Annotated in this window: 17 protein-coding genes; 13 read left to right on the forward strand and 4 right to left on the reverse strand. The window is 71.4% G+C overall.

What is annotated here, in order from left to right:
• The first annotated feature begins 97 nt into the window (after positions 1-97).
• From ABD295_RS14160 to ABD295_RS14215, 12 genes are all read left to right on the forward strand, one after another.
• Positions 98-6,280 carry an Ig-like domain-containing protein gene (locus ABD295_RS14160; RefSeq protein WP_344304439.1) on the forward strand — a complete coding sequence of 2,061 codons (6,183 nt, stop codon included), beginning with the start codon at positions 98-100 and terminating at the stop codon, positions 6,278-6,280.
• Positions 6,281-6,311: 31 nt separating this feature from the next.
• Positions 6,312-7,280, forward strand: a complete 969-nt coding sequence (locus ABD295_RS14165) for an AAA family ATPase (RefSeq protein WP_344304407.1) — start codon at positions 6,312-6,314, stop codon at positions 7,278-7,280.
• Positions 7,281-7,289: 9 nt separating this feature from the next.
• A complete protein-coding gene (locus ABD295_RS14170) occupies positions 7,290-8,516 on the forward strand; it encodes a DUF58 domain-containing protein (RefSeq protein ID WP_344304408.1) in 1,227 nt (408 codons plus the stop codon).
• Positions 8,513-10,882, forward strand: a complete 2,370-nt coding sequence (locus ABD295_RS14175; protein ID WP_344304409.1) for a transglutaminase-like domain-containing protein — start codon at positions 8,513-8,515, stop codon at positions 10,880-10,882. The genes ABD295_RS14170 and ABD295_RS14175 overlap by 4 nt, the downstream gene beginning before the upstream one ends.
• Positions 10,883-11,131: 249 nt before the next feature.
• Positions 11,132-11,353: a translation initiation factor IF-1 gene (infA, locus tag ABD295_RS14180; protein WP_026145687.1), complete on the forward strand. Its 222-nt coding sequence runs from the start codon at positions 11,132-11,134 to the stop codon at positions 11,351-11,353.
• A 30-nt stretch (positions 11,354-11,383) separates the two neighbouring features.
• On the forward strand, positions 11,384-11,497 hold the full coding sequence (gene rpmJ, locus ABD295_RS14185; protein ID WP_028656369.1) for a 50S ribosomal protein L36: 114 nt from the start codon (positions 11,384-11,386) through the stop codon (positions 11,495-11,497).
• 195 nt (positions 11,498-11,692) lie between these two features.
• On the forward strand, positions 11,693-12,070 hold the full coding sequence (gene rpsM / locus ABD295_RS14190; RefSeq protein WP_344304411.1) for a 30S ribosomal protein S13: 378 nt from the start codon (positions 11,693-11,695) through the stop codon (positions 12,068-12,070).
• Positions 12,071-12,134: 64 nt separating this feature from the next.
• A complete protein-coding gene (gene rpsK / locus ABD295_RS14195; RefSeq protein WP_344304412.1) occupies positions 12,135-12,542 on the forward strand; it encodes a 30S ribosomal protein S11 in 408 nt (135 codons plus the stop codon).
• A gap of 34 nt (positions 12,543-12,576) precedes the next feature.
• The gene (gene rpsD / locus ABD295_RS14200; RefSeq protein ID WP_344304413.1) at positions 12,577-13,185 is read left to right on the forward strand and encodes a 30S ribosomal protein S4; all 609 of its coding nucleotides are present in this window, start codon (positions 12,577-12,579) and stop codon (positions 13,183-13,185) included.
• A 97-nt stretch (positions 13,186-13,282) separates the two neighbouring features.
• Positions 13,283-14,299 carry a DNA-directed RNA polymerase subunit alpha gene (locus ABD295_RS14205; RefSeq protein ID WP_344304414.1) on the forward strand — a complete coding sequence of 339 codons (1,017 nt, stop codon included), beginning with the start codon at positions 13,283-13,285 and terminating at the stop codon, positions 14,297-14,299.
• A 111-nt stretch (positions 14,300-14,410) separates the two neighbouring features.
• Complete coding sequence (rplQ, locus tag ABD295_RS21220) at positions 14,411-15,262, forward strand: 50S ribosomal protein L17 (RefSeq protein ID WP_425574077.1); 852 nt, start codon at positions 14,411-14,413, stop codon at positions 15,260-15,262.
• A 152-nt stretch (positions 15,263-15,414) separates the two neighbouring features.
• A complete protein-coding gene (locus ABD295_RS14215) occupies positions 15,415-16,329 on the forward strand; it encodes a carbohydrate kinase family protein (protein ID WP_344304415.1) in 915 nt (304 codons plus the stop codon).
• 10 nt (positions 16,330-16,339) lie between these two features.
• On the opposite strand, the gene ABD295_RS14220 is transcribed toward ABD295_RS14215, so the two are convergent.
• The 3 genes from ABD295_RS14220 to ABD295_RS14230 are packed head-to-tail and all read right to left on the reverse strand — an operon-like array spanning position 16,340 to position 17,809.
• Positions 16,340-16,918: a TIGR03086 family metal-binding protein gene (locus tag ABD295_RS14220; RefSeq protein ID WP_344304416.1), complete on the reverse strand. Its 579-nt coding sequence runs from the start codon at positions 16,916-16,918 to the stop codon at positions 16,340-16,342.
• Between the two features lies 1 nt (position 16,919).
• Complete coding sequence (locus ABD295_RS14225) at positions 16,920-17,417, reverse strand: SRPBCC family protein (protein ID WP_344304417.1); 498 nt, start codon at positions 17,415-17,417, stop codon at positions 16,920-16,922.
• Positions 17,414-17,809, reverse strand: coding sequence for an ArsR/SmtB family transcription factor (locus tag ABD295_RS14230; RefSeq protein WP_344304418.1), 396 nt, complete (start codon positions 17,807-17,809; stop codon positions 17,414-17,416). The genes ABD295_RS14225 and ABD295_RS14230 overlap by 4 nt, the downstream gene beginning before the upstream one ends.
• 210 nt (positions 17,810-18,019) lie before the next feature.
• Between ABD295_RS14230 and ABD295_RS14235 the strand changes: the two genes are divergently transcribed.
• Positions 18,020-19,132, forward strand: coding sequence for a potassium channel family protein (locus ABD295_RS14235; protein WP_344304419.1), 1,113 nt, complete (start codon positions 18,020-18,022; stop codon positions 19,130-19,132).
• Here ABD295_RS14235 and ABD295_RS14240 read toward each other — a convergent pair.
• A complete protein-coding gene (locus ABD295_RS14240) occupies positions 19,129-20,787 on the reverse strand; it encodes an NAD(P)/FAD-dependent oxidoreductase (RefSeq protein ID WP_344304421.1) in 1,659 nt (552 codons plus the stop codon). The two genes, ABD295_RS14235 and ABD295_RS14240, sit on opposite strands and share 4 nt — an antisense overlap.
• Between the last annotated feature and the right edge of the window lie 11 nt (positions 20,788-20,798).

The following is a 20,798-nucleotide window of genomic DNA, read 5'->3' on the forward strand; positions in this document are numbered from 1 at the left end:
CCGGTGAACGGGCAGAGATTTGGCGGGTACCCATGATTTGGACCGGTCCCACAGACCTGCCTACCCTCGCGGGGGCATACGAGGCTTCGGGGTGAGCATGCGCACGTGGGTCAGTCGGCATCGCGCCGCGATCGCTGCCAACCTCGCGCTGGTCCTGACCGTCGGCACCGTCGTGGCGTACGCCGTCTCCGCCGACGGGTACCAGTCGCACCGAGCCGAGCTCAACGACGGCGGCATCTGGGTCACCAGCAACGCCGACGGCTTCTTCGGCCGGATGAACAAGCCCATCGGCCAGACCGACGGCGTGATGGCCGCCGACGTCGAGGACAACCTCGACATCGTGCAGCAGGGCGCGGGGGTCGTCGCGGTCAACCTGACCGACAACCTGCTGAGCAGCGTCGACCCGGCCACCGTGCAGCCACTGGAGGGCGAGGAGGCGGCGGTCGCGCCGGGCGCCCTGGTCGTGATGGCCGGGGGGACCGTGGCGGTGGCCGACCCGGACGACGGGCGGGTGTGGGCGCAACGGTTCGATCCCGACCTCGGCCGGGCCTCGGTGGTGCCGCTGGCCGAGGGCAGCGAACCGCGGGCGACCGCCGGCGACGACGCCGCCCTCACCGTGACCGCGCGTGGTGACGTGCTGGTCGCGTCCGGCGCCGAGGACCGTCTTCTCCGGTTGCCGGCCCGGGGCACGGGCTTCGCCGAGGAGACCAGCCAGGACCTGACCCTCGACCTGGGGCCGACCACGCAGCTCACCGCGGTGGGGGAGCGGGCCGTGCTGCTCGACCCCGAGACCGGCGACCTGCTGGTGCCCGACGGCGGCTCCGCCGCCCTGCCGCCCGGCTCCGTCCTCCAGCAGCCCGGACCCGCCGCCGACTCCGTCCTCGTCGCGACCGGGAGCGAGCTGCTCGAGGTCGACCTGGAGACCGGCGACGCGACCGCCCTCGCAGAGGACCTCAGCGGCCGGCCGACCGCGCCGGTCCGGCTCGGGGCGTGCGAGTACGCCGCCTGGTCGGGCGGCCGGGGTGCCGTCGTGACGGTCTGCGCGCCCGACCAGCCGCGCGTCTCCGTCCTCAGCACGGACGCCACCGACCTCGTGTTCCGCGTCAACCGCGGCCAGATCCTGCTCAACGACCGGACCAGCGGTGCCGTGTGGGACCTCGACTCCGACGCACCGGCCCGCATCGACGACTGGGAGGCGTTCCGGACCGACGTCACCAAGGAGGACGACGAGCAGGAGCAGGAGAACCACGACGAGGGCGACCGGCAGCCGCCCAAGGCCAAGCCCGACGAGCTCGGCGCCCGTCCCGGCCGCACGACGGTCCTGCACCCGCTGGACAACGACACCGCGCCCTCGGGCCGGATCCTTGCGATCCGCTCGCTGGGGCAGGTGTCGGGTCCCGGGACGCTGTCGATCGGGCCCGACGGCCAGACCGTCCAGGTGCAGCTGCCTGCCGACGCCACCGGCTCCACGACCTTCGACTACGTCGTCGACGACGGCCGAGAAGACGTCTCCGACCAGGCCACCGTGACGGTCCGCGCCCGCGACCTGCCGGCGAACGGCCAGCCGGGGGTGCGACCCGGGTTCAAGCCCCGCGAGTGGGTGGTCGCGGCCGGCGGCACCCTCGACGTACCGGTGCTCCCCGACTGGCGTGACCCGCGCGACGGCGACCCGCTCGCGCTGACGTCCGCGCAGGCGGTCGGCGGCCGGGAGTCCGGTGCGGTGGCCCGCACCACGGGCTCCGGCAGGATCCGCTTCACCGCGCCGGCCGAGGGGGGCGTGGTCCAGGTGGAGTACGCCGTCGGCGACGGCGTCGGCGAGCCGGTGACCGGGACGATGGAGCTCCGGGTCCAGGATCCTGACGCGACCGAGTCGATCGCGGCGGTCGCCGAGCCCGACATCGTCTCCGGCGAGACCGGCAAGCCGATCACGATCCGGCCGCTGGGCAACGACCTGCCCGGCACCGATCCGCTGACGCCGGAGGCGACGATCGAGCTGGCCGGCAAGGTCGCCTCGGTGGGCGGCGCCGACGTGCGCACCGACCTGGTCGAGGGCACCATCACCTTCCGCTCCCGGACCGCGCGCACGTTCCTGCTCGACTACGACGCGGCGTACGGCAGCGCGCCCATCGCCGGCGGCCGGATCCGCGTCGACGTGCGTGCTCCGTCGCGCAAGCCGCCCGAACCGGTCGCGATGCCGGACCAGGTGACGCTCTTCGGGCAGGCCTCGACGATGGTCGACGTCCTGGCCAACGACGTCGACCCGGGCGGCGGCATGCTCGTCGTGCAACGGGCCGACCCGCTCGTCGACAACCAGCTCGACGTGGCCGTCGTCCAGGGCAGGTGGGTCCGGGTCTCGGCGCGCCAAGGCACGCTCGGGCCCAACCCGCAGGTGGTGCGCTACGTCGTCAGCAACGGCGTCACCGACGGTGTCGAGGGCGAGATCACCGTGAGCCAGCGTCCCGAGGCCGACGACAACACGCCGGTCACGCAGGTCGACCGGGTCACCGTGCGGGCCGGGGCAGCCGTCACGGTCCCCGTGCTCGACAACGACTTCAGCCCGTCGGGCGACCAGCTCCGCCTGGTGGGTCACGTCGCCGGGGAGGGGTCCGGAACGCTGCGCACCGCCGACCCGGACGGCACGGCCACTAGGGGGGACACCGGCTCGGCGTACGTCAGCGGCCGCCTGGTGCGCTACGTCGCGCCGCGCGTCGTGCAGGACGACGCGAGCTTCCAGGTCCGCTACGTCGCGGTCAACGAGGCGGGCCAGACCTCGCCGGGCCGGGTTGAGATCACCGTCGTGCCGGCTGAGCGGCGCAACCAGCCGCCGGAGCCGCCGCAGCTCGAGGGCCGGGCGATCGCCGGGGACACCGTCAAGCTGAGGCTGCCCGGCGTCGGCGTCGACCCGGACGGCGACGCGGTGACGCTGCTGGGCATCGCCAGCGCGCCCGAGCTGGGCCGGGTCGTCAGGTACGGCGCCAACTCGATCGACTACCAGGCCTACCCCGGCAGCGGCGGCACCGACGAGTTCACCTACCTCGTCGTTGACTCGGGCGGGCAGACGGCGGCCGGCACGGCCCGGGTGGCGGTCGTCCCCGGCGGCCTGCCGCAGCCACCGCTGGCGGTGCCCGACAGCGTCAGCGTCGCGCCCGGCCGTACGGCCACGGTCGACGTGATGGCCAACGACCTCGTCGCCGGGGGCGACCGGGTCACCGTCGAGCTCGCCGACCCCGACCAGCCCGGCGTGCGGCTGCAGTCCGAGACGGGGCCGTTGCTGATCGAGGCCCCCGCGGGGGCTGGAGGCGCCGCACGGCGCAACGTCGACGTGGTCTACCGGCTCACCAACGGCATCGACAGCTCTCAGGCCACTGTCACCCTGCGCACCGTCGGTGGGTTCAACAACCCGCCGATCGTCTACGACGCCTTCGGCGCCGCCGAGGACGCCGCCGCGGTCTCGGTCGACGTGCTCGAGACGGCGTACGACCCCGACGGTGCGGCCGAGGACCTGCGCGTCGCCGAGGTCTTCGAGCCGCCGGGCGTCCCCGAGGCGATGGTCGCCGACGGCACCATCACGATCACCCGCGGCGACGAGGCCATGGTGGTGCCCTTCCGGGTAGAGGACGGCGACGGCGGCGCCGCCACCGCCTCGCTCTACGTGCCCGCGCGCGGGAGCAACCTGCCGTTCGTCCGCGACGACGCGTTGGTCCGGGTCGACCCGGGCGGTTCGACCCGGGTCCGCCTCGCCGACGTCGTCGCCGACCCCGCCGGCGGCACGGTCTCGTTGGCCAGAGCAGCCCGCGTCACCGCGTCGCCCAGCACGGGCGTGTCCGTCGGAGCCGACGGCCGCAGCTCCTTCACCGTCGAGGCCCCCGAGGGGTACGCCGGCCCCGGCGCCGTCGTCGCCGAGGTCACCACGGACGCGCCCGTCGGGTCCGACGAGCAGGCGGTCACGACGATGGTGACCATTCCCGTCCAGGTCGGGCGCACCCGACCCGTCCTGCGCTGCCCGGAGCAGCCGATCGAGGTCCCCCAGGGCGAGACCGTCGAGGTCGCCGTGTCCTCCTACTGCCACGTCTGGACCGCGGACCCGGAGGACGCCGACGCCCTCGCCTTCGAGGCCGAGTGGGTGGACGCGATCGACGGGCTGAGCGCCGAGCCCGACGGTGGCGTCGTCCGCGTGACGGCCGGTCAGGGTGCCCAGCGGAACACGCCTGCCGTGCTCGCCGTCAGCGCCGACGGCAGCTCGCCGGGACGGATTCGCTTCGTGGTCACCGGCGGGCCGCCGCCGTCCATGTCCCCGGTGCGGGTCTCCGACATGGGCTCGGGGGAGAGTCGCGTCGTCGACCTGGCCCCTTACCTGCGTGCCGGGGTGGGCGACCCCGTGCCCACCGTCCTCGAGGCCGAGCAGATCACGTCCCTGGACGTCGACATCGAGGTCCTGTCGGACAGCGTGGTGCGCATCACGACCGGACCGCGGGTGTCCGGCTCCGCGCAGTTCCGCGTGCTCATGAGCGACGTCGCCCGCGCCGACACCGGTCCCGGCCGCCAGGTGGAGGGGCGCATCGCGCTCGACGTGCTCGACGTGCCCGGGACCCCGTCGGCGCCGGTGCCGGGCAGCTCCGTGGTCAGCCGTCAGGTCTCCCTGACCTGGACCGAGCCGATGAGCAACGGCGCCCCGATCGACTACTACGAGGTCCGCGCGTCGGGCGGTCCCACGCAGCGCTGCGCCTCCACGGGCTGTGACGTCAGGGGGCTGACGAACGGCCGCGAGTACACCTTCCAGGTGCGGGCCCACAACTCGGTCGGCTTCTCCGGGTGGAGCGACTCCTCGCGCCCGGTGACGCCCGACGCCAAGCCGGGCCTGGTCGGCCCGATCCGCAACACACGCGTCGCCGACCGCACCCTCGTGCTGGCGTGGAACCCGCCCTCGGGCGACGCCAGCGTCGACCACTACGTCGTCGCGTACGCCGGCCTCAGCAGGCAGGTGAGCCGTCCGGAGGCGACCATCACCGGCCTAGACAACAACACGAAGTACCAGTTCAAGGTCTATGCCGTGAACGACGTGGGCCGCGGCCCGGTGCGCACGTCCCGCGCGCTGCAGTCACAGGGCCCGGTCGGCCTCCCCGCGGCGCCGACGGTCGACGACTCACCCACGTCCGCGTCGACCGCCACCCTCACGGTGAGCTGGCCCGCCGTACCTCCCAACGGCCCTGGCCCGGTGCTCTACCGCGTGCTGCGCAACGGCTCGCCGATCGCAGGGTGCGAGACCCTCCAGCAGACGTTCTGCACGGTCCCGGGCGTGACCTACGACGGTGGGCGCAACGAGTTCAAGGTCGGTTCGAGCATCGGCCGCGACCTCCCGCAGTACGGCCCCGTCAAGGAGTGGTACGCCGTCGGCAAGCCCGACGCCTGGGGTCCTTGGACGGTGGCGCCGACCGGAAAGGACGCCGAGGCGTGGGTCGACCTCACGGTGCCCCAGTCGCGGGGCACCGAGTCGACGGTGGCGATCCTGGTCAACGGCTCGGTCGTCCGTGAGTTCGAGGCGCGGGGCCGTCAAGGTGAGCTCATCAACGTCCCCGACAACGACCGTAGCCACTCGGTGGCGCTGCGCCTGTGCAACGAGTTCGGTCGGTGCTCGCAGTCCGAGCCGACGCCGGTGCAGACCTATGGCCCGCTGAGCAGCGCGAACATCCTCGAGGTGCGGGCCGAGCAGAACGGCTCCCAGGTCCGCTGGGTCGCGACGGTCGACAGCAACGGCAACGGGGTGGGCGTGCACTTCGAGAGCGCGCAGCGCAACGAGTGGGTGGATGCCTTCGGCGTCGACGTGCAGACGGTGGCCAGCGCGTGGGTGGACGTCGGTTGGGAGACGACCGAACGCCTCAACGTGTACATCGCGGACGCCGACCCGCAACGGGGGACCCATCGCGCCACCGCGGAGACCACGACGCCCGTGCCGCCGCCTCCGGTGATCACGGTGACCAAGGAGCGGTGCAGCGACGACCCCGCCGCCGGCATCCAGGCCTGCGGCGGCCAGGGCCCCACCACCTGCGTGGAGGCGACCTGCGCGTTCGTCGTCGTGACGACCACCGACATGCGGGGGCCGTGGGTGTGCTCCGTCCTCAACCCGACCCAGGGCATCTTCAGGGGCGGGTACACCGACACCTACGACGACAACGGCACCAAGAACACCGGCTTCTTCTACCGGGCCGGCACCGCTCAGGTGCAGTGCGACGAGCGCTTCACCTCGCGAGAGGCCAGTGCCGTCCACGAGATCACCTTCTGACCGGCCCAGCCCCACCACCCGAGGAACCTTCATGACCATCTCCCAGCAGCAGGCCGACTGGTTCAAGACCGCCTTCGACCAGCTGGCCGACAACATCGAGAAGGCCGTGCTCGGCAAGCGCCACACCGTGCGGCTGGTGCTGACCTGCCTGTTGTCGGAGGGGCACCTGCTCGTCGAGGACTTCCCCGGCACCGGCAAGACGATGCTGGCCAGGGCGCTGGCCAACACCGTGCAGGGCAGCCACGCCCGTATCCAGTTCACGCCCGACCTGCTGCCCTCCGACGTCACCGGGGTGACGGTCTACGACCAGCACAAGGGCACCTTCGACTTCCACCGAGGTCCGATCTTCCACACGATCGTGCTGGCCGACGAGATCAACCGCGCGTCGCCCAAGACCCAGTCGGCGCTGCTGGAGGTGATGGAGGAGAGTCGCATCACGGTCGACGGCGTCGCCCACTCCGTCGGACGGCCGTTCATGGTGATCGCGACGCAGAACCCGATCGAGCAGGCCGGCACCTACAGGCTTCCCGAGGCGCAGCTCGACCGCTTCCTGATGAAGATCTCGATGGGCTACCCCGACCGGGCCGCGACGGTCGAGCTGCTGGTCAACGCGAAGGTGCGGGACCGGGCCGCGCTGGTCGAGCCGGTGATCACGGCCGAGGCGGTCGCGCAGATGAGCTCGCTGGCCGACGAGGTGTACGTCGACCCCGCGGTGGTCGGGTACGTCGCCGAGCTGGCCGAGGAGTCGCGCCGGCAGCCGCACGTGAAGCTCGGCCTGTCCGCGCGCGGCTGCCTGGCCTTCATCCGGGTCGCCAAGACCTGGGCGGCGGCCGACGGCCGGGACTGTGTGGTGCCCGACGACATCAAGGAGCTCGCCGAGCCGGTGCTCAACCACCGGATGCTGCTGGACGCCGAGGCGCAGTTCAGCGGCGTGACGGTCGACAGCGTCATCGGGCGCCTGCTCGACTCGGTGGCACCGCCGACCGACCGGGTCGCCTGAGCGGTACGCGTGAACAGGGTCGCCGAGGTCGTACGAGGACTCCTGGGGGTGGTCAACCCCCTCGGGTGGGTCGTCCTCGTCCTCGGCGTGCTCGCGGGCGCCGTCGCGACGGTGGCCCACTGGCGCGAGCTGGCGGTGATCGCCGCGGCCTGCGGCCTGCTGCTGGTGGTCGCGCTGCCCTTCCTCGTCGGGCGCACGCGGGTCCGCGTCGACCTCACCCCCGAGCCCGAGCGGGTGCTCGCCGGTGAGTCGGTCGCCGTCGGCGTCGACGTGACCAACCTCGCCGGGCGGCGACTGCTCCCGACCGTGCTCGAGCTGCCCGTCGGCGAGGCCCGCCACCGCTACGGGATCCCGATGCTCGCTCCCGTCGGCAACCCGGGCGCCGAGCACGAGGAGAGCTTCACGATCCGCACCGAGCGCCGTGGCGTGATCGCGGTCGGTCCGGCCACCACGCGGCGCGGCGACCCGCTGTCGATCTTCTCCCGGGACGTGACCTGGACCGGCGTGCGCGAGGTGCTGGTCCGGCCGCCGATGGTGCCGCTCGAGACCCTCGGTGCCGGCCTGCTGCGCGACCTCGAGGGGGTCACGACCGAGGCTGTTTCGCCGAGCGACCTGGCCTTCCACGCGCTGCGCGAGTACGTCCCCGGCGACGACCTGCGGCACGTGCACTGGCGGTCGTCGGCCAAGGCCAGCTCACGAGGGACGGGGGACACCCAGCTGCTGGTCCGGCAGTACCTCGACACCCGGCGCAGCCATGCCCTGATCGTCGTCGACGACGCTGCGGCGTCGTGGGCGGACGGTGACGACTTCGAGACGGCGATGTCGGTCGCGGCCTCGATCGCGGTGCGGGCGGTCCTCGACGGCTTCGAGACGTCCTTCGTGTGCGGTGCCCACGCGGCTTCCGGGCAGGGCGAGAGCGGTGGGAACCGCAGCCTCGACGCGATCTGCCGCGCCGAGCTGCGACCGGCGGCCGACGACACCGGGCTGGTCGCCGCGGCCCGCCGGGCCGCGCGGGTCGCCCCGGACACCAGCCTGCTGTTCCTGGTGAGCGGCAGCGGCACCGGCTACGACCAGTTCCAGCGGGCCGCGGCGTCGTATGCGCCGGAGGTACGCCGCTACGCGATCCGGGTCGACCGGACGGGGACCAGCCGGGTGATCGAGGCGGCAGGACTCCCGGTGTTGTCGCTGGCCACCAAGGACGACCTGCCCGGACTGTTGCGCTGGAGCGTGCGATGAGCACCCACCCCAGCGTGCCCACGTCCGGGCGGCGGCGTGCCGAGGTCGCCCCACGGTCGTGGGGCTCATGGCGCTCGTGGGCCCCGGCCCCCGCCCAGGTCGTCGACGCGGCGCTGCTGCTCGCCACCTGCACCGCCGCGCTCCTGGGTCTCGCGCCGACGTACACCGGCGTCGCGTTCGCGGCTGTCGGCGTCGCAGGCCTGGTCGTCGGTCTCGTCCTCGTGCACGTGTGCCGCGTGCTGCGGTGGCCGGTGGTCGCGCCGGTGCTGCTCGCGGCGGCCGTCTTCTACGCCGCCGGCGGAGCGCTGTGCCTGCGCGCCGAGGGTGCGACCGCGCCGACGCCCCGCACGTTCGGGCTGCTGACCGACCAGCTGCTCTTCGGCTGGAAGGACCTGCTGACGACGCTGCCTCCCGTCGACGGCGACGGGCCGTTGCTGGTGCTGCCGTGGGTGCTCGGCCTGGCGGCGGGCACCTTGGGTGGCCTCCTGTCGGGGGTCTCGCGCGGGCCGGTCTGGCTGCACGCTCCCATGCCCCTGGCCGCGCCGCTGGCCCTGCTGGGTGCGGTGATCCTGCTCGGCGTGCGCACACCAGCGTCGCTGTGGGTGCAGGGCGCCGCCGTAGGTGCAGGGTGCCTGACCTGGCTGGTGCTCAGGGCGCACCGCACCGGTGGCCCCGTCACCGGCGGATCCGGCCGGGTCTCGCGCCTGGCGACGGGCGGCGCGCTGCTGGCCCTCGCCGGCCTGGCGGCCCAGCCCGTCGGGACGTGGGCCGCGGGTGGCGACGATCCTGCTCGGGTCGACGCCGGTCGGGTCGTGCTGCGCACCTTCGTCGAGCCGCCCTTCGACGTGGGCCGCTACCCCTCGCCGTTGTCCTCCTTCCGGCGCTACGTCGAGATGCCCGAGCCCGACGCGGTCAACCTCCACGACGCGCTGCTCTTCACCGTCGAGGGCGCGCCGGTGGGCACCCGGGTCCGGATCACCACGCTCGACCACTACGACGGGGTCGTCTGGGGTGCGTCCAACCAGGCGTTCCCCGGGACCGTCGACGGCAGCTACCGCCGCGTCGGGTCGACGATCGACAACCCGGTCGCCGACAGGGGTGGTCGGCCCGTCGACGTACGCATGACGCTCGCGGAGGGGTACTCCGGCGTCTGGCTGCCGACGATCGGTGCCCTCGAGTCGGTGCACTTCTCGGGAGCGGACCAGGACGCCTTCGCCGAGTCCTTCCGCTACAACCTCGACACCGGCACGGGCGTCGTCCCGGCAGGTGTGGGTGCCGGCGACCGGTACACCTTCACCGCCGTCGTCACCGACGACTCGGTCACCGCCGCGTCCACGCCGTCGCAGCAGGTCGGGTCGGTCGGCGCGGACGCGGGCATGTCGTTCCTCGACCAGGCGGCGGCCAAGTGGACCGAGGGGGTCGCCGACCCGATGGCGCGCGTCTTCGCGATCGCCGAGCACCTGCGCACCGAAGGGAAGTACTCCGACGGGGTGCTCGCCAAGGAGCAGATCTACCGGCCGGGCCACTTCGTCTCCCGGCTGGACGAAGGCTTCGTCAACGCGCCGCTGATGGTCGGCAACGACGAGCAGTACGCCGCCGTGATGGCGCTGATGGCCAACAAGGTCGGTGTGCCGGCGCGCGTGGTGTTCGGGGCGGTGCTGCCCGAGGGCGGCGAGGTGCACGGCCGCGACGTCCAGGCCTGGGTCGAGCTGCGGGTCGCCGACGGGTCGTGGCGGACGCTGCCCACCGAGGACTTCATGGGCGACGAGAGGCCCGCCGACCAGCAGACCCGGACCGAGCAGCAGCTCAGCGGACTGGTCATCCCGCCGCCCGCGCAGGTGCCGCCGCCGTCCAGCATCGACGAGCAGACCGATGCCGAGATCACACCCCGGAAGGTGCGTCGCGACGCCGACGACGACCGCACTGCCGACGACGGCCTGCCCAGGTGGGTCCGGGCGGTCGTCCTGTACGCCGGCGGCCCGCTCCTCGCCCTCCTGCTGGTCGCCGCCGCGATCCTCACCGCCAAGGCGTTGCGGCGCCGCCGGCGGCGCGGCACCGGCCACGCGTCCGGCCGGATCGCCGGCGCGTGGCGCGAGCTGGTCGACCACGCGCGCGACCTGGGCGCGTCGGTCCCCGTGGCGGGCGTCACCCGGCGCGAGCAGTCGGCCCTGATCTCCTCGAGCGGCGCGCCCGGGCTGGCGCGGGCCGCCGACCTGCGGGTCTTCGGTCCTGCCGAGCCCCCGGGCGACGAGGCGGCGTCGTACTGGACGCTCGTCGACGCCGAGCGGCGTGCCCTCTCCTCAGGCGTGTCGCGCTCCCGCAGGCTGCGGGCGGCGCTGTCGCTGCGGAGCTTCTGGGGGCGCTGACCCCGGGCAGCCCCGCCAAGTTGGGTATCGGAGCGGATTGCACCTAGAATCAAGGGTCGGCCCAACGTGGGCCCTGTCCGTGGTGCCTCGCGGCTGCCCGGAACACTCAGATCCGACTCACTTCGTCGCGTCTTGCGTGTGCCCGGGAAGAGGCTCACCGAAGGGTTGCACGAGGTCCACCGCCAGGCGTGAGTCGGGCGGAGGTTCGCGGGCCGACGGTAGACACATCCCCGATCAGTTAGTGAGGACATGCCGAAGAAGGAAGGCGTGATCGAGCTCGAGGGCACCATCACCGAGGCTCTGCCCAACGCGATGTTCCGCGTCGAGCTGAGCAACGGCCACAAGGTCCTGGCTCACATCAGCGGCAAGATGCGCCAGCACTACATCCGGATCCTCCCCGAGGACCGGGTCGTGGTGGAGCTCTCGCCCTACGACCTCACCCGCGGACGCATCGTCTACCGCTACAAGTAACCCGCAAGCCGCACCCCGAAAGGTCCTTCGATGAAGGTCAACCCGAGCGTCAAGCCGATCTGTGACAAGTGCAAGGTGATCCGTCGCCACGGCCGCGTCATGGTGATCTGCGACAACCCTCGTCACAAGCAGCGGCAGGGCTAGGTCCGACCCAGCTCCACCAGGGCTCGGCCGTCGAGTCCGCCGCCGTACGACAACTCCATCCACAACGTGTCAGCTAGCCGGGTCGACCAGACCCGGTGAAGTCACCTCCGGAGCAGTGGCCGGAGCCCCACCCGAGGCGGGCGGGGACGCGACACGACCGACACCACAGCGCATCATCCGAAAGGACGCCACCACATGGCACGCCTCGTCGGAGTCGACCTCCCGCGTGACAAGCGCATCGAGATCGCTCTCACCTACATCTACGGCATCGGCCGTACCCGCGCCCAGCAGCTCCTCGAGGTCACCGGGGTCGACCCCAACCTCCGCGTGCACCAGCTGGGTGACGACGAGCTGGTCAAGCTCCGCGACGCCATCGACGGCGCCGACCTCAAGATCGAAGGTGACCTCCGTCGTGAGGTCCAGGCCGACATCCGGCGCAAGATCGAGATCGGCAGCTACCAGGGTCGCCGCCACCGCATGGGCCTTCCGGTCCGCGGCCAGCGCACCAAGACCAACGCGCGTACCCGCAAGGGCCCCAAGCGCACCGTCGCCGGCAAGAAGAAGGCGAAGTAGTCCCGTCGGGGATCTGCTTCCTGCCCTCTCGCCCTCACTGACCAGCTAGTCCAAGGAGAACTGAATGCCTCCCAAGAGCCGCGCAGCGGCCGGCGCCAAGAAGGTGCGCCGCAAGGAGAAGAAGAACGTCGCCATCGGCGAAGCTCACATCAAGAGCACGTTCAACAACACCATCGTCACCATCACCGACCCCACGGGTGCGGTGATCTCGTGGGCCTCTGCCGGCACCGTCGGCTTCAAGGGCTCGCGCAAGTCCACGCCGTACGCCGCTCAGATGGCCGCCGAGGCCGCCGGGCGCCGGGCGATGGACCACGGCATGAAGAAGATCGACGTCTTCGTCAAGGGCCCGGGCTCGGGCCGCGAGACCGCGATCAGGTCGCTGGGTGCGATCGGCCTCGAGGTCGGCACCATCCAGGACGTGACCCCGACGCCGCACAACGGCTGCCGCCCGCCCAAGCGCCGTCGCGTCTGACGCCTCGACCGAGACTTCCAAGGAGATCTGACACATGGCCCGCTACACCGGCCCCCTGACCAAGAAGTCGCGCCGTCTCGGCGTCGACCTCGTCGGTGGTGACGCCGCCTACGAGCGCCGTCCCTACCCGCCCGGCCAGCACGGCCGCGGCCGCATCAAGGAGAGCGAGTTCCTCCTCCAGCTGCGTGAGAAGCAGAAGGCGCGCTACACCTACGGCGTCCTGGAGAAGCAGTTCCACCGCTACATCGACGAGGCCAACCGCCGTACCGGCAAGACCGGCGACAACCTGCTGCAGCTGCTGGAGTGCCGTCTCGACAACGTCGTCTACCGCGCCGGCTTCGCCCGGACCCGCCGCCACGCACGCCAGCTGGTGACCCACGGTCACTTCCTGGTCAACGGGCACAAGGTCGACATCCCGTCGTTCCAGGTGACCCAGCACGACATCATCGACGTGCGCGAGAAGAGCCTCGAGACGACGCCGTTCATCGTCGCCCGCGAGACTCACGGCGAGCGCATCGTGCCGGCCTGGCTCGAGGCGATCCCCACGCGGATGCGGATCCTGGTGCACAACCTGCCCGTCCGCGCGCAGATCGACGTCCCGGTCCAGGAGCAGCTCATCGTCGAGTACTACTCCAAGAAGTAGCCCTTCACTGGTGGTCGAGCCGAGTCGAGACCTCCACCGTCAGCAGCCAGCAGTTCGGGCCGTCAAATAGCGGTCGGCCCGGGAAGGAAAGAACACAGTGCTCATCGCGCAGCGCCCCACCCTTTCGGAAGAGTCCGTCGACGAGTTCCGTTCGCGGTTCGTCATCGAGCCGCTGGAGCCCGGTTTCGGCTACACGCTTGGCAACTCCCTCCGTCGCACGCTCCTGTCGTCGATCCCCGGTGCCTCGGTGACGAGCATCAAGATCGACAGCGTCCTCCACGAGTTCTCGACCATCGAGGGCGTCAAGGAAGACGTCACCGAGGTGATCCTCAACCTCAAGGGCCTCGTCGTCTCCTCCGAGCACGACGAGCCGGTCACCATGTACCTCCGCAAGTCCGGCGCCGGTGACGTCACCGCCGCCGACATCGCGCCGCCGGCCGGTGTCGAGGTGCACAACCCCGACCTGAAGATCGCGACCCTGTCCGACAAGGGCAAGCTCGAGATGGAGCTGGTCGTCGAGCGTGGCCGCGGCTATGTCTCGTCGGTCCAGAACAAGGGCGCCGACAACGAGATCGGCCGGATGCCGGTCGACTCGATCTACAGCCCGGTCCTCAAGGTGACCTACAAGGTCGAGGCCACCCGTGTCGAGCAGCGCACCGACTTCGACAAGCTCGTGATCGACGTCGAGACCAAGCCGTCCATCCGCCCGCGCGACGCCATCGCGTCGGCCGGCAAGACGCTGGTCGAGCTCTTCGGCCTCGCCCGTGAGCTCAACGTCGAGGCCGAGGGCATCGACATCGGCCCGTCGCCCGTCGACGAGCAGCTCGCCGCTGACCTCGCCCTGCCGGTCGAGGACCTGCAGCTCACCGTCCGCTCCTACAACTGCCTCAAGCGCGAGGGCATCCACACCGTGGGTGAGCTCATCTCCCGCTCGGAGCAGGACCTGCTCGACATCCGCAACTTCGGCGCCAAGTCCATCGACGAGGTCAAGGCCAAGCTGCACGAGATGGGTCTCTCGCTCAAGGACAGCGCGCCCGGCTTCGACCCGCACGCCGCCCTGGCGGCGTACGGCGACGACGACGACGACGCGTTCGTCGAGGACGAGCAGTACTAGGTCTCGACACCGGCCCTCGTTCCTCGGGCCTGCTCGACCACCGACAGCCGCACCCACAATCGCACCGTCTATCCCGGTACCTGACACGGCCGGGGAGAAACGAGAAGAGCAATGCCAGCACCCAAGAAGGGCGCCCGCCTCGGCGGTAGCCCGGCGCACCAGCGCCTGATCGTCTCCAACCTCGCGACCCAGCTCTTCGAGCACGGCCGGATCACGACCACCGAGGCGAAGGCCCGCTTCCTGCGACCCATCGCGGAGAAGCTGATCACCAAGGCGAAGAAGGCCGAGCTCGGCACCGTCGCCAGCCTTCACTACCGGCGCGAGGTGCTGAAGGTCGTGCGCGACAAGTCCGTCGTGCACGCCCTCTTCACCGAGATCGGCCCGTCCTTCGCGGAGCGTCCGGGCGGCTACACGCGGATCACCAAGATCGGCCCCCGCAAGGGCGACAACGCCCCCATGGCGGTCATCGAGCTGGTGACCGAGCCCTACTCGCCCAAGGACACCTCGGCGAAGAAGAAGTCCGAGCCCGCGAAGAAGACGGCTGCCAAGAAGGCTGCTCCTGTCGAGGAGACCGCTGCCGAGGAGACCGAGGTCGTCGAGGTCGAGACCACCGAAGAGACCGAGGTCGTCGAGGTCGAGGACACCGAGGTCGAGGTCACGGAGGACCCCGTCGAGGCGTCCGCCGAGGCTGCCGACGTGGCGGCGTTCACCGAGACCCCCGAGGTCGCCGAGGACGAGGCGTTCGAGGAGACCGAGGGCGGCTTCTCCGGCAAGTGGGACGGCTCGCACGTCCCGATGGAGGATGCCGACGAGGCGCCCGAGGGCTTCCCGATCAAGGGCAACGAGAACTCCATGAAGTACCACACGCCCGACGGTCAGTGGTTCGCCCAGACGACCGCCGAGGTGTGGTTCGACACCGAGGAGTCCGCGCAGGCGGCCGGCTTCGAGAAGGCCGGCGAGTAGCCACCGCGCAACAGCGTTCGAGGGCCCGTCATCCCACTGGGGTGACGGGCCCTCGTGCGTCGTGCTCGGCGAGTTCGTGGTCGACCTGGCGCCGGGTCGGCAGGTGCGGGGTCGACGTAGCGCCGACTCGGCGGGTGGGGTAGGACTGCCGCATGGAGAAGGTCGCGCTGGTCGTCGGAGAAGCGCTGGTCGACGTGGTCGTGCTGCCGGACGGTACGACGACGGCCTACCCGGGTGGCTCGGCAGCCAACGTCGCTGTCGCGCTGGCACGGCTGGACCGGCCGGCGTGGTTCTCGACCTGCTTCGCCGATGACGACTTCGGCCGGCTGATCGGCACCCAGCTGGAGCGGGCGGGCGTCCGGCTCGCCAGCGACCCCGCCGCGGCCGACCGCACCTCCTCGGCGCAGGCCACCATCGGCACCGACGGCGCGGCGTCGTACGTCTTCGACCTGGTCTGGGAGCTCAACCCGCTCGCGCTCGCCGACGGGGTCGAGCCGGTCGCGGTGCACACCAGCTCGATCGGTGCCGTGCTCCAGCCCGGCGCGGACGACGTCCGCGACCTGGTGGAGCGCCTCCGGTCGTCGGCGACGATCAGCTATGACGTCAACGCCCGTCCGGGCGTGACCGGCACCGGTCCAGACGTGGTGGAGCGGGTCGAGGCGCTGGCCGCGCTGGGCGACGTGGTCAAGGCCTCCGACGAGGACCTGGAGGCACTCTGGCCGCACCAGGACCTGGTCGTCTCAGCCCGGCATCTGCTGTCCTTCGGCCCGGCGGTCGTCGTGGTCACCCGCGGTGGCGAGGGCGCCCTGTGGGTCTCGAGGCAGGGAAGTGGCGAGATCGCCTCGGTACCGGTGGAGGTCGCCGACACCATCGGGGCCGGCGACACCTTCGGTGCGGCGCTCATCGACGGCCTGTGGGAGCGCGACCTGCTCGGCGCGGGCCGGCGCGACGCCCTGCACGCCCTGGGCGCCGACACCTGGGGAGCGGTTCTCTCGTGGGCGGCCCGGGTCGCGGCCGTCACGGTGTCCCGGCCCGGCGCTGACCCGCCGTACCGCCACGAGCTCTGAGGCGGGCCGGTCAAGCTCGCCAGCCCGGATCGCGGCCGATGAACCCGAGCATCTGCTCCTGCACCGGGGCGTCGTCGGCGACGGCGACGCGGGGGCCGTACTGGCCCGAGCCGCGCATCATGTCCTCGATCGGCTCCATGCCCGTCAGCAGCTCTTGGCAGAAGGCCGGGTCGAGGGTCTCCTCCTGGCCGGTGGCGCGGGCGAGGTCCCAGGTGTGCATGAAGACGTCGGAGGTGTAGAACCGGTCGACCGCGTCACGCAGCGGCAGCGTGCCGGTGTGCTGGTTGGAGAACAGCTTGTCGGCGGACGCCGGGTCGTCGAGCACGGCCTGCACGCCGTCGGCGTGCACCTGCCAGGCCGCGACGGGGTCGTCGTCCACCGGCGGACCCGTCGGCAGCGTGGCGTCGGAGCCCATGGCGAGGAAGCCTGGGAACCACTCCACGAGGTGACGTACGACGTCACGGGCCGTCCAGCCGTCGACGGGAGCGGGGACGTCCCAGTCGGCGGTGCCACGGACCCGGTCGGAGAAGGTGCCGGCGACGAGCAGGTGCCGCTCGGCCGGACCCGCGGCGAGGAGGTCGGAGGGCACGTCAGACGGTCCCGTCCGCCAGGAGCGCGTCGAGCTTGGCGTAGCCGTCGTTGACGCCGACCTCCATGCCGCTCGCGAGCCAGGCGTCGCGGCCCTCGAAGCTGTCGCAGAGCGACTCGGCGACCAGTCGGCAACGCCCGTCGTCGAGCTCCTCGAAGCGCAGGGTCTCCAGGGAGACGCCGTCGGGCTGTCCCTCCCAGGTGAACGTCTGCACGATCTTGCCGGGCTCGACGGTGTGGAAGCAGCCGCGGAAGGCGTACTCCTCGACGTCGTCGCGGCCGCCGAGGAAGCGCCACGAGCCGCCGCTGCGCGCGTCCCAGTAGTCGATCTTGGTGATGATGTCGTCGGGTCCGACCCAGCGGGCGTAGAGGTCGGGGTCGGTGTGGGCCCGCATGACTTGCTCCGGCGTGCCGTTGAACTCCCGCGTGATGCGGATGAGCGGCACGGTCGGGTCGGCCTCGATGGTTGCTCCTGCGTGGGCGTGCACGGTGGTGCTCATGATGCGGTTCCCTCCTGGGTGTCGTCGTGCTGCCTTGACGGAGCAGCCCTGTCTTTCAGCCTGTCGTTCAGCCTGTCGTTCAGCTCGTCGAGCAGCCCGTCCAAGCGCTGGTAGCGCTCCTCGGCCTGCTGCCGGTATCTCTCGATCCACTTGGTCATCAGGTCGAAGACCTCCGCCTCCAGGTGCACCGGGCGCCGCTGGGCGTCCCGGCTCCGGGTGACCAGGCCGGCGTCCTCGAGCACCTTGAGGTGCTTGGAGACGGCCTGGACGCTGACGTCGTACGGCGCGGCGAGCGCGCCGACAGTGGCGTCGCCCACCGTGAGCCGCGCGACCATGTCGCGTCGCGTCGGGTCGGCCAGGGCGGCGAACACCCGGGACAGCTGGTCGGTCATCCGGTGGCCTCACGATCGGCGCGTTCTCAACTGATTGGTTGAAGAGACGGTAGGTCGTGCGGCGAAGGTTGTCAACCATGTGGTTGAGAACGGCCGCCGTGGTTGCCCCGGTGATCTAGACCGGAGCCCGGAAGCCTCGATCCGAGGGTCGGCCAGCCGCCATCATGAGTCCGGTGATCCGGGGGTTGCACGGGGGACAGGTGGGCTGAGGTGTTGCGACGCATTCTCGCGGCGCCGTTCCGACCGCTGATGGCGCTGCCGATCCTGCACCGGATCGGCTTCCACGCGCGTCGCATCGGCGGCGGCCTCGACGGGCACTTCTTCCGGCGGCTGTTGCTGTCGCTGCTGGTGATCGTGCTGTTCGCTGCCGTGCTGGTCAGCCTCCTGGAGGCCGACAAGCGCACGGTGCGCGGTGTGGGGGACTCGTTCTACTGGGCGATCACCACCGTCATCGGCTCCGGCGACTCGAGCTATGTGCAGAGCCCGGGCGGCTTCGTCGTCGGCTGGCTGCTCGCGTTCTTCGGGGTCGCGATCGTCGCTGCGCTGACGGCGACGATCGTCGGCTTCGTCATCGACTACCTGTTGAAGGAGGGCCAGGGCATGGGTGCCTCCGGCTACCGCGACCACATCGTCGTCTGCGGGTGGAACGCCACCGCGCGCGACCTCCTGCAGGAGCTCGAGGGCGACGAGTTCACCTCCAAGATCGTGCTGCTCCACGACGCTGACAAGAACCCCGCCGGCATGGGCGTCTACTTCGTCCGGGGCGACGTGACCAACGCCGACGACCTCGAGCGCGCGGGCATCAAGGAGGCGTCGTCGGCGATCGTCTTCCCCGCTGACGCGTCCAACGACGCCGACATGCGCTCGATCCTGACCATCTTGGCGATCGAGAGCATCAACCCCGACGTACGTACCGTCGTCGAGGTCAACAACCCCAAGCACGTCGACCACTTCAAGCGCGCGAAGGCCGACGAGATCCTGGTGACCTCCCAGCTCGCGTCGCGGCTGCTCGCCCGGTCCGCGCTCTACCCCGGCCTCGCCGGCCTGGTCACCGACATCGTGTCCGGCGGGGAGGGCTCGGAGCTCTACCACGTCAGCCTTCCCGACTCCTACGTCGACCTCGGCATCGACGAGCTCTCGACCCGCCTCCGCTCCGACCACAACGCGACCCTGCTCGCCGTGACGCGCAAGGGGGTCAGCCTCACCAACCCGCCTGCCGACTTCCGCCTCGAGCGCGGGGACGACGCGGTCGTGCTCGCCGTCGAGCTCGGCGACCTCATCCCCATGGTGCGCGCCGACGAGGAGATCCTCGAGACGCGTTAGGCGTCCGACCTCGCAAGGTAGGCGTGCACGAGGGGTACGACGCTGGCGCCCTCACCGCTCGCGGCAGCCACGCGTTTCATCGAGCCGCCGCGGATGTCGCCGACGGCGTAGATGCCCGGGACCGTCGTCTCCAGTGCCTCCGGCGGCAGGCCGCCGCCCCACCGGTCCTTGGGGACGTCGCGGCCGGTGAGCACGAAGCCGCGCTCGTCCTTGGCGATCACGTCGGGCAACCACTCGCACTTCGGCTCGGCGCCGAGCAGCAGGAAGAGACCCTCGGCGTTGCGCCGCGTGATCTCGCCGGTGGTGGTGTCGCGGACGTCGAGCCACTCGAGCCGCCCGGCCCCACCGCCGTCGGCGATCTCGCAGCAGGGTGCGACGACGATGCGCGGGTTGAACTCGATCTCGCCGATCAGGTAGCGCGACATCGTCTCCTCCAACGACTTGCGCCGGACCATGATGGTGACCGACTTGGCGAAGCGGGCCAGGTGGATCGCGGCCTGACCGGCCGAGTTGCCGCCGCCGACCACCACGACGTCGTACCCCTCCATCTCACGGGCCGCCGTCATCGCGCTGCCGTAGTAGACGCCGCGACCGGTCATCGCCTCGATGCCGTCGACGCGCAGGCGCCGGTATGCGACGCCGGTCGAGATGACGACCGCACGGGCGCGGATGTCACCGCCGTCGGTGTGCACCACGTGCGGCTCGCCGTCGTCGCCGGGCGAGATCGAGGTGACCTCCCACCCGGTGAAGAAGCGGGTGCCGAAGCGGATCGCCTGGTTGCGGGCGCGTTGGGCCAGCCGCATGCCGCTGATGCCGCGCGGGAAGCCGAGGTAGTTGCGGATCATCGACGACGTCCCGGCCTGGCCGCCGATCGCCTCCGCCTCGACGACGACGGTCGAGAGCCCCTCGGAGGCGCCGTACACGGCCGCTGCCAGCCCGGCCGGTCCCGCGCCGACGATGCACAGGTCGCGCACCGAGTCGATGTCGACCTCCTCGGGACGCCCGTAGATCGCGGCCGCGACCTCACGCACGGTCTGCGGAGCCATCACCCCCCGGTACGGCGAGTCGACCAGCGGGAACCCCTCCACGCCCTCGTCGGCCGCCCGCTCCGCGATCTCGCGGCCGAGCTCCGTGTCGGGGGCGTACGTGCGATTGGGCATGCCCATGCGGTCGAGGAAGTCGCGGATCTGCAAGGTCAGCCCGTCGGCTTCCGGCGTGACGATGCGGACGGTCTCGACGACGGGTCCGCCGACCGTCGAGCCCCAGTCGGACAGGAGCTCGGTGACGGCGGTGTGGAACTCCTCGTCGCGTACGCCGCGCGGCATCAACAGGTAGGCGTCGAACTTGCCCTTGGCCAGCCCGTGCCGCAGCGCGTCGGCGTCGCTCAGGAAGCGGTCCCAGTGGGCGACGACCAGGCGCTTCGAAGTCGGCACGACCTGCCGCCAGGACTGGAAGGCGGCCAGCGGGTCGACCTCGCGCTCCGCAGCGTCCCGCAGGGCGGAGTCGGCGACCATCAAGGCGACCTGGCCGCCGGTCGCGACGATCTCGTGGGCGAGGTCCGTCGCCGTGCTCACGTCCTGCGTGGCGTGGAGCTCGTAGTCGCGCTGGTAGCGGCCGAACTCGTCGAGCAGGAGGTCGCCGCGGTCAGGAGACACGATCAGGATCG

It is taken from the genome of Nocardioides bigeumensis, from assembly GCF_039531755.1.
In the GTDB taxonomy this organism is placed as follows: domain Bacteria; phylum Actinomycetota; class Actinomycetes; order Propionibacteriales; family Nocardioidaceae; genus Nocardioides; species Nocardioides bigeumensis.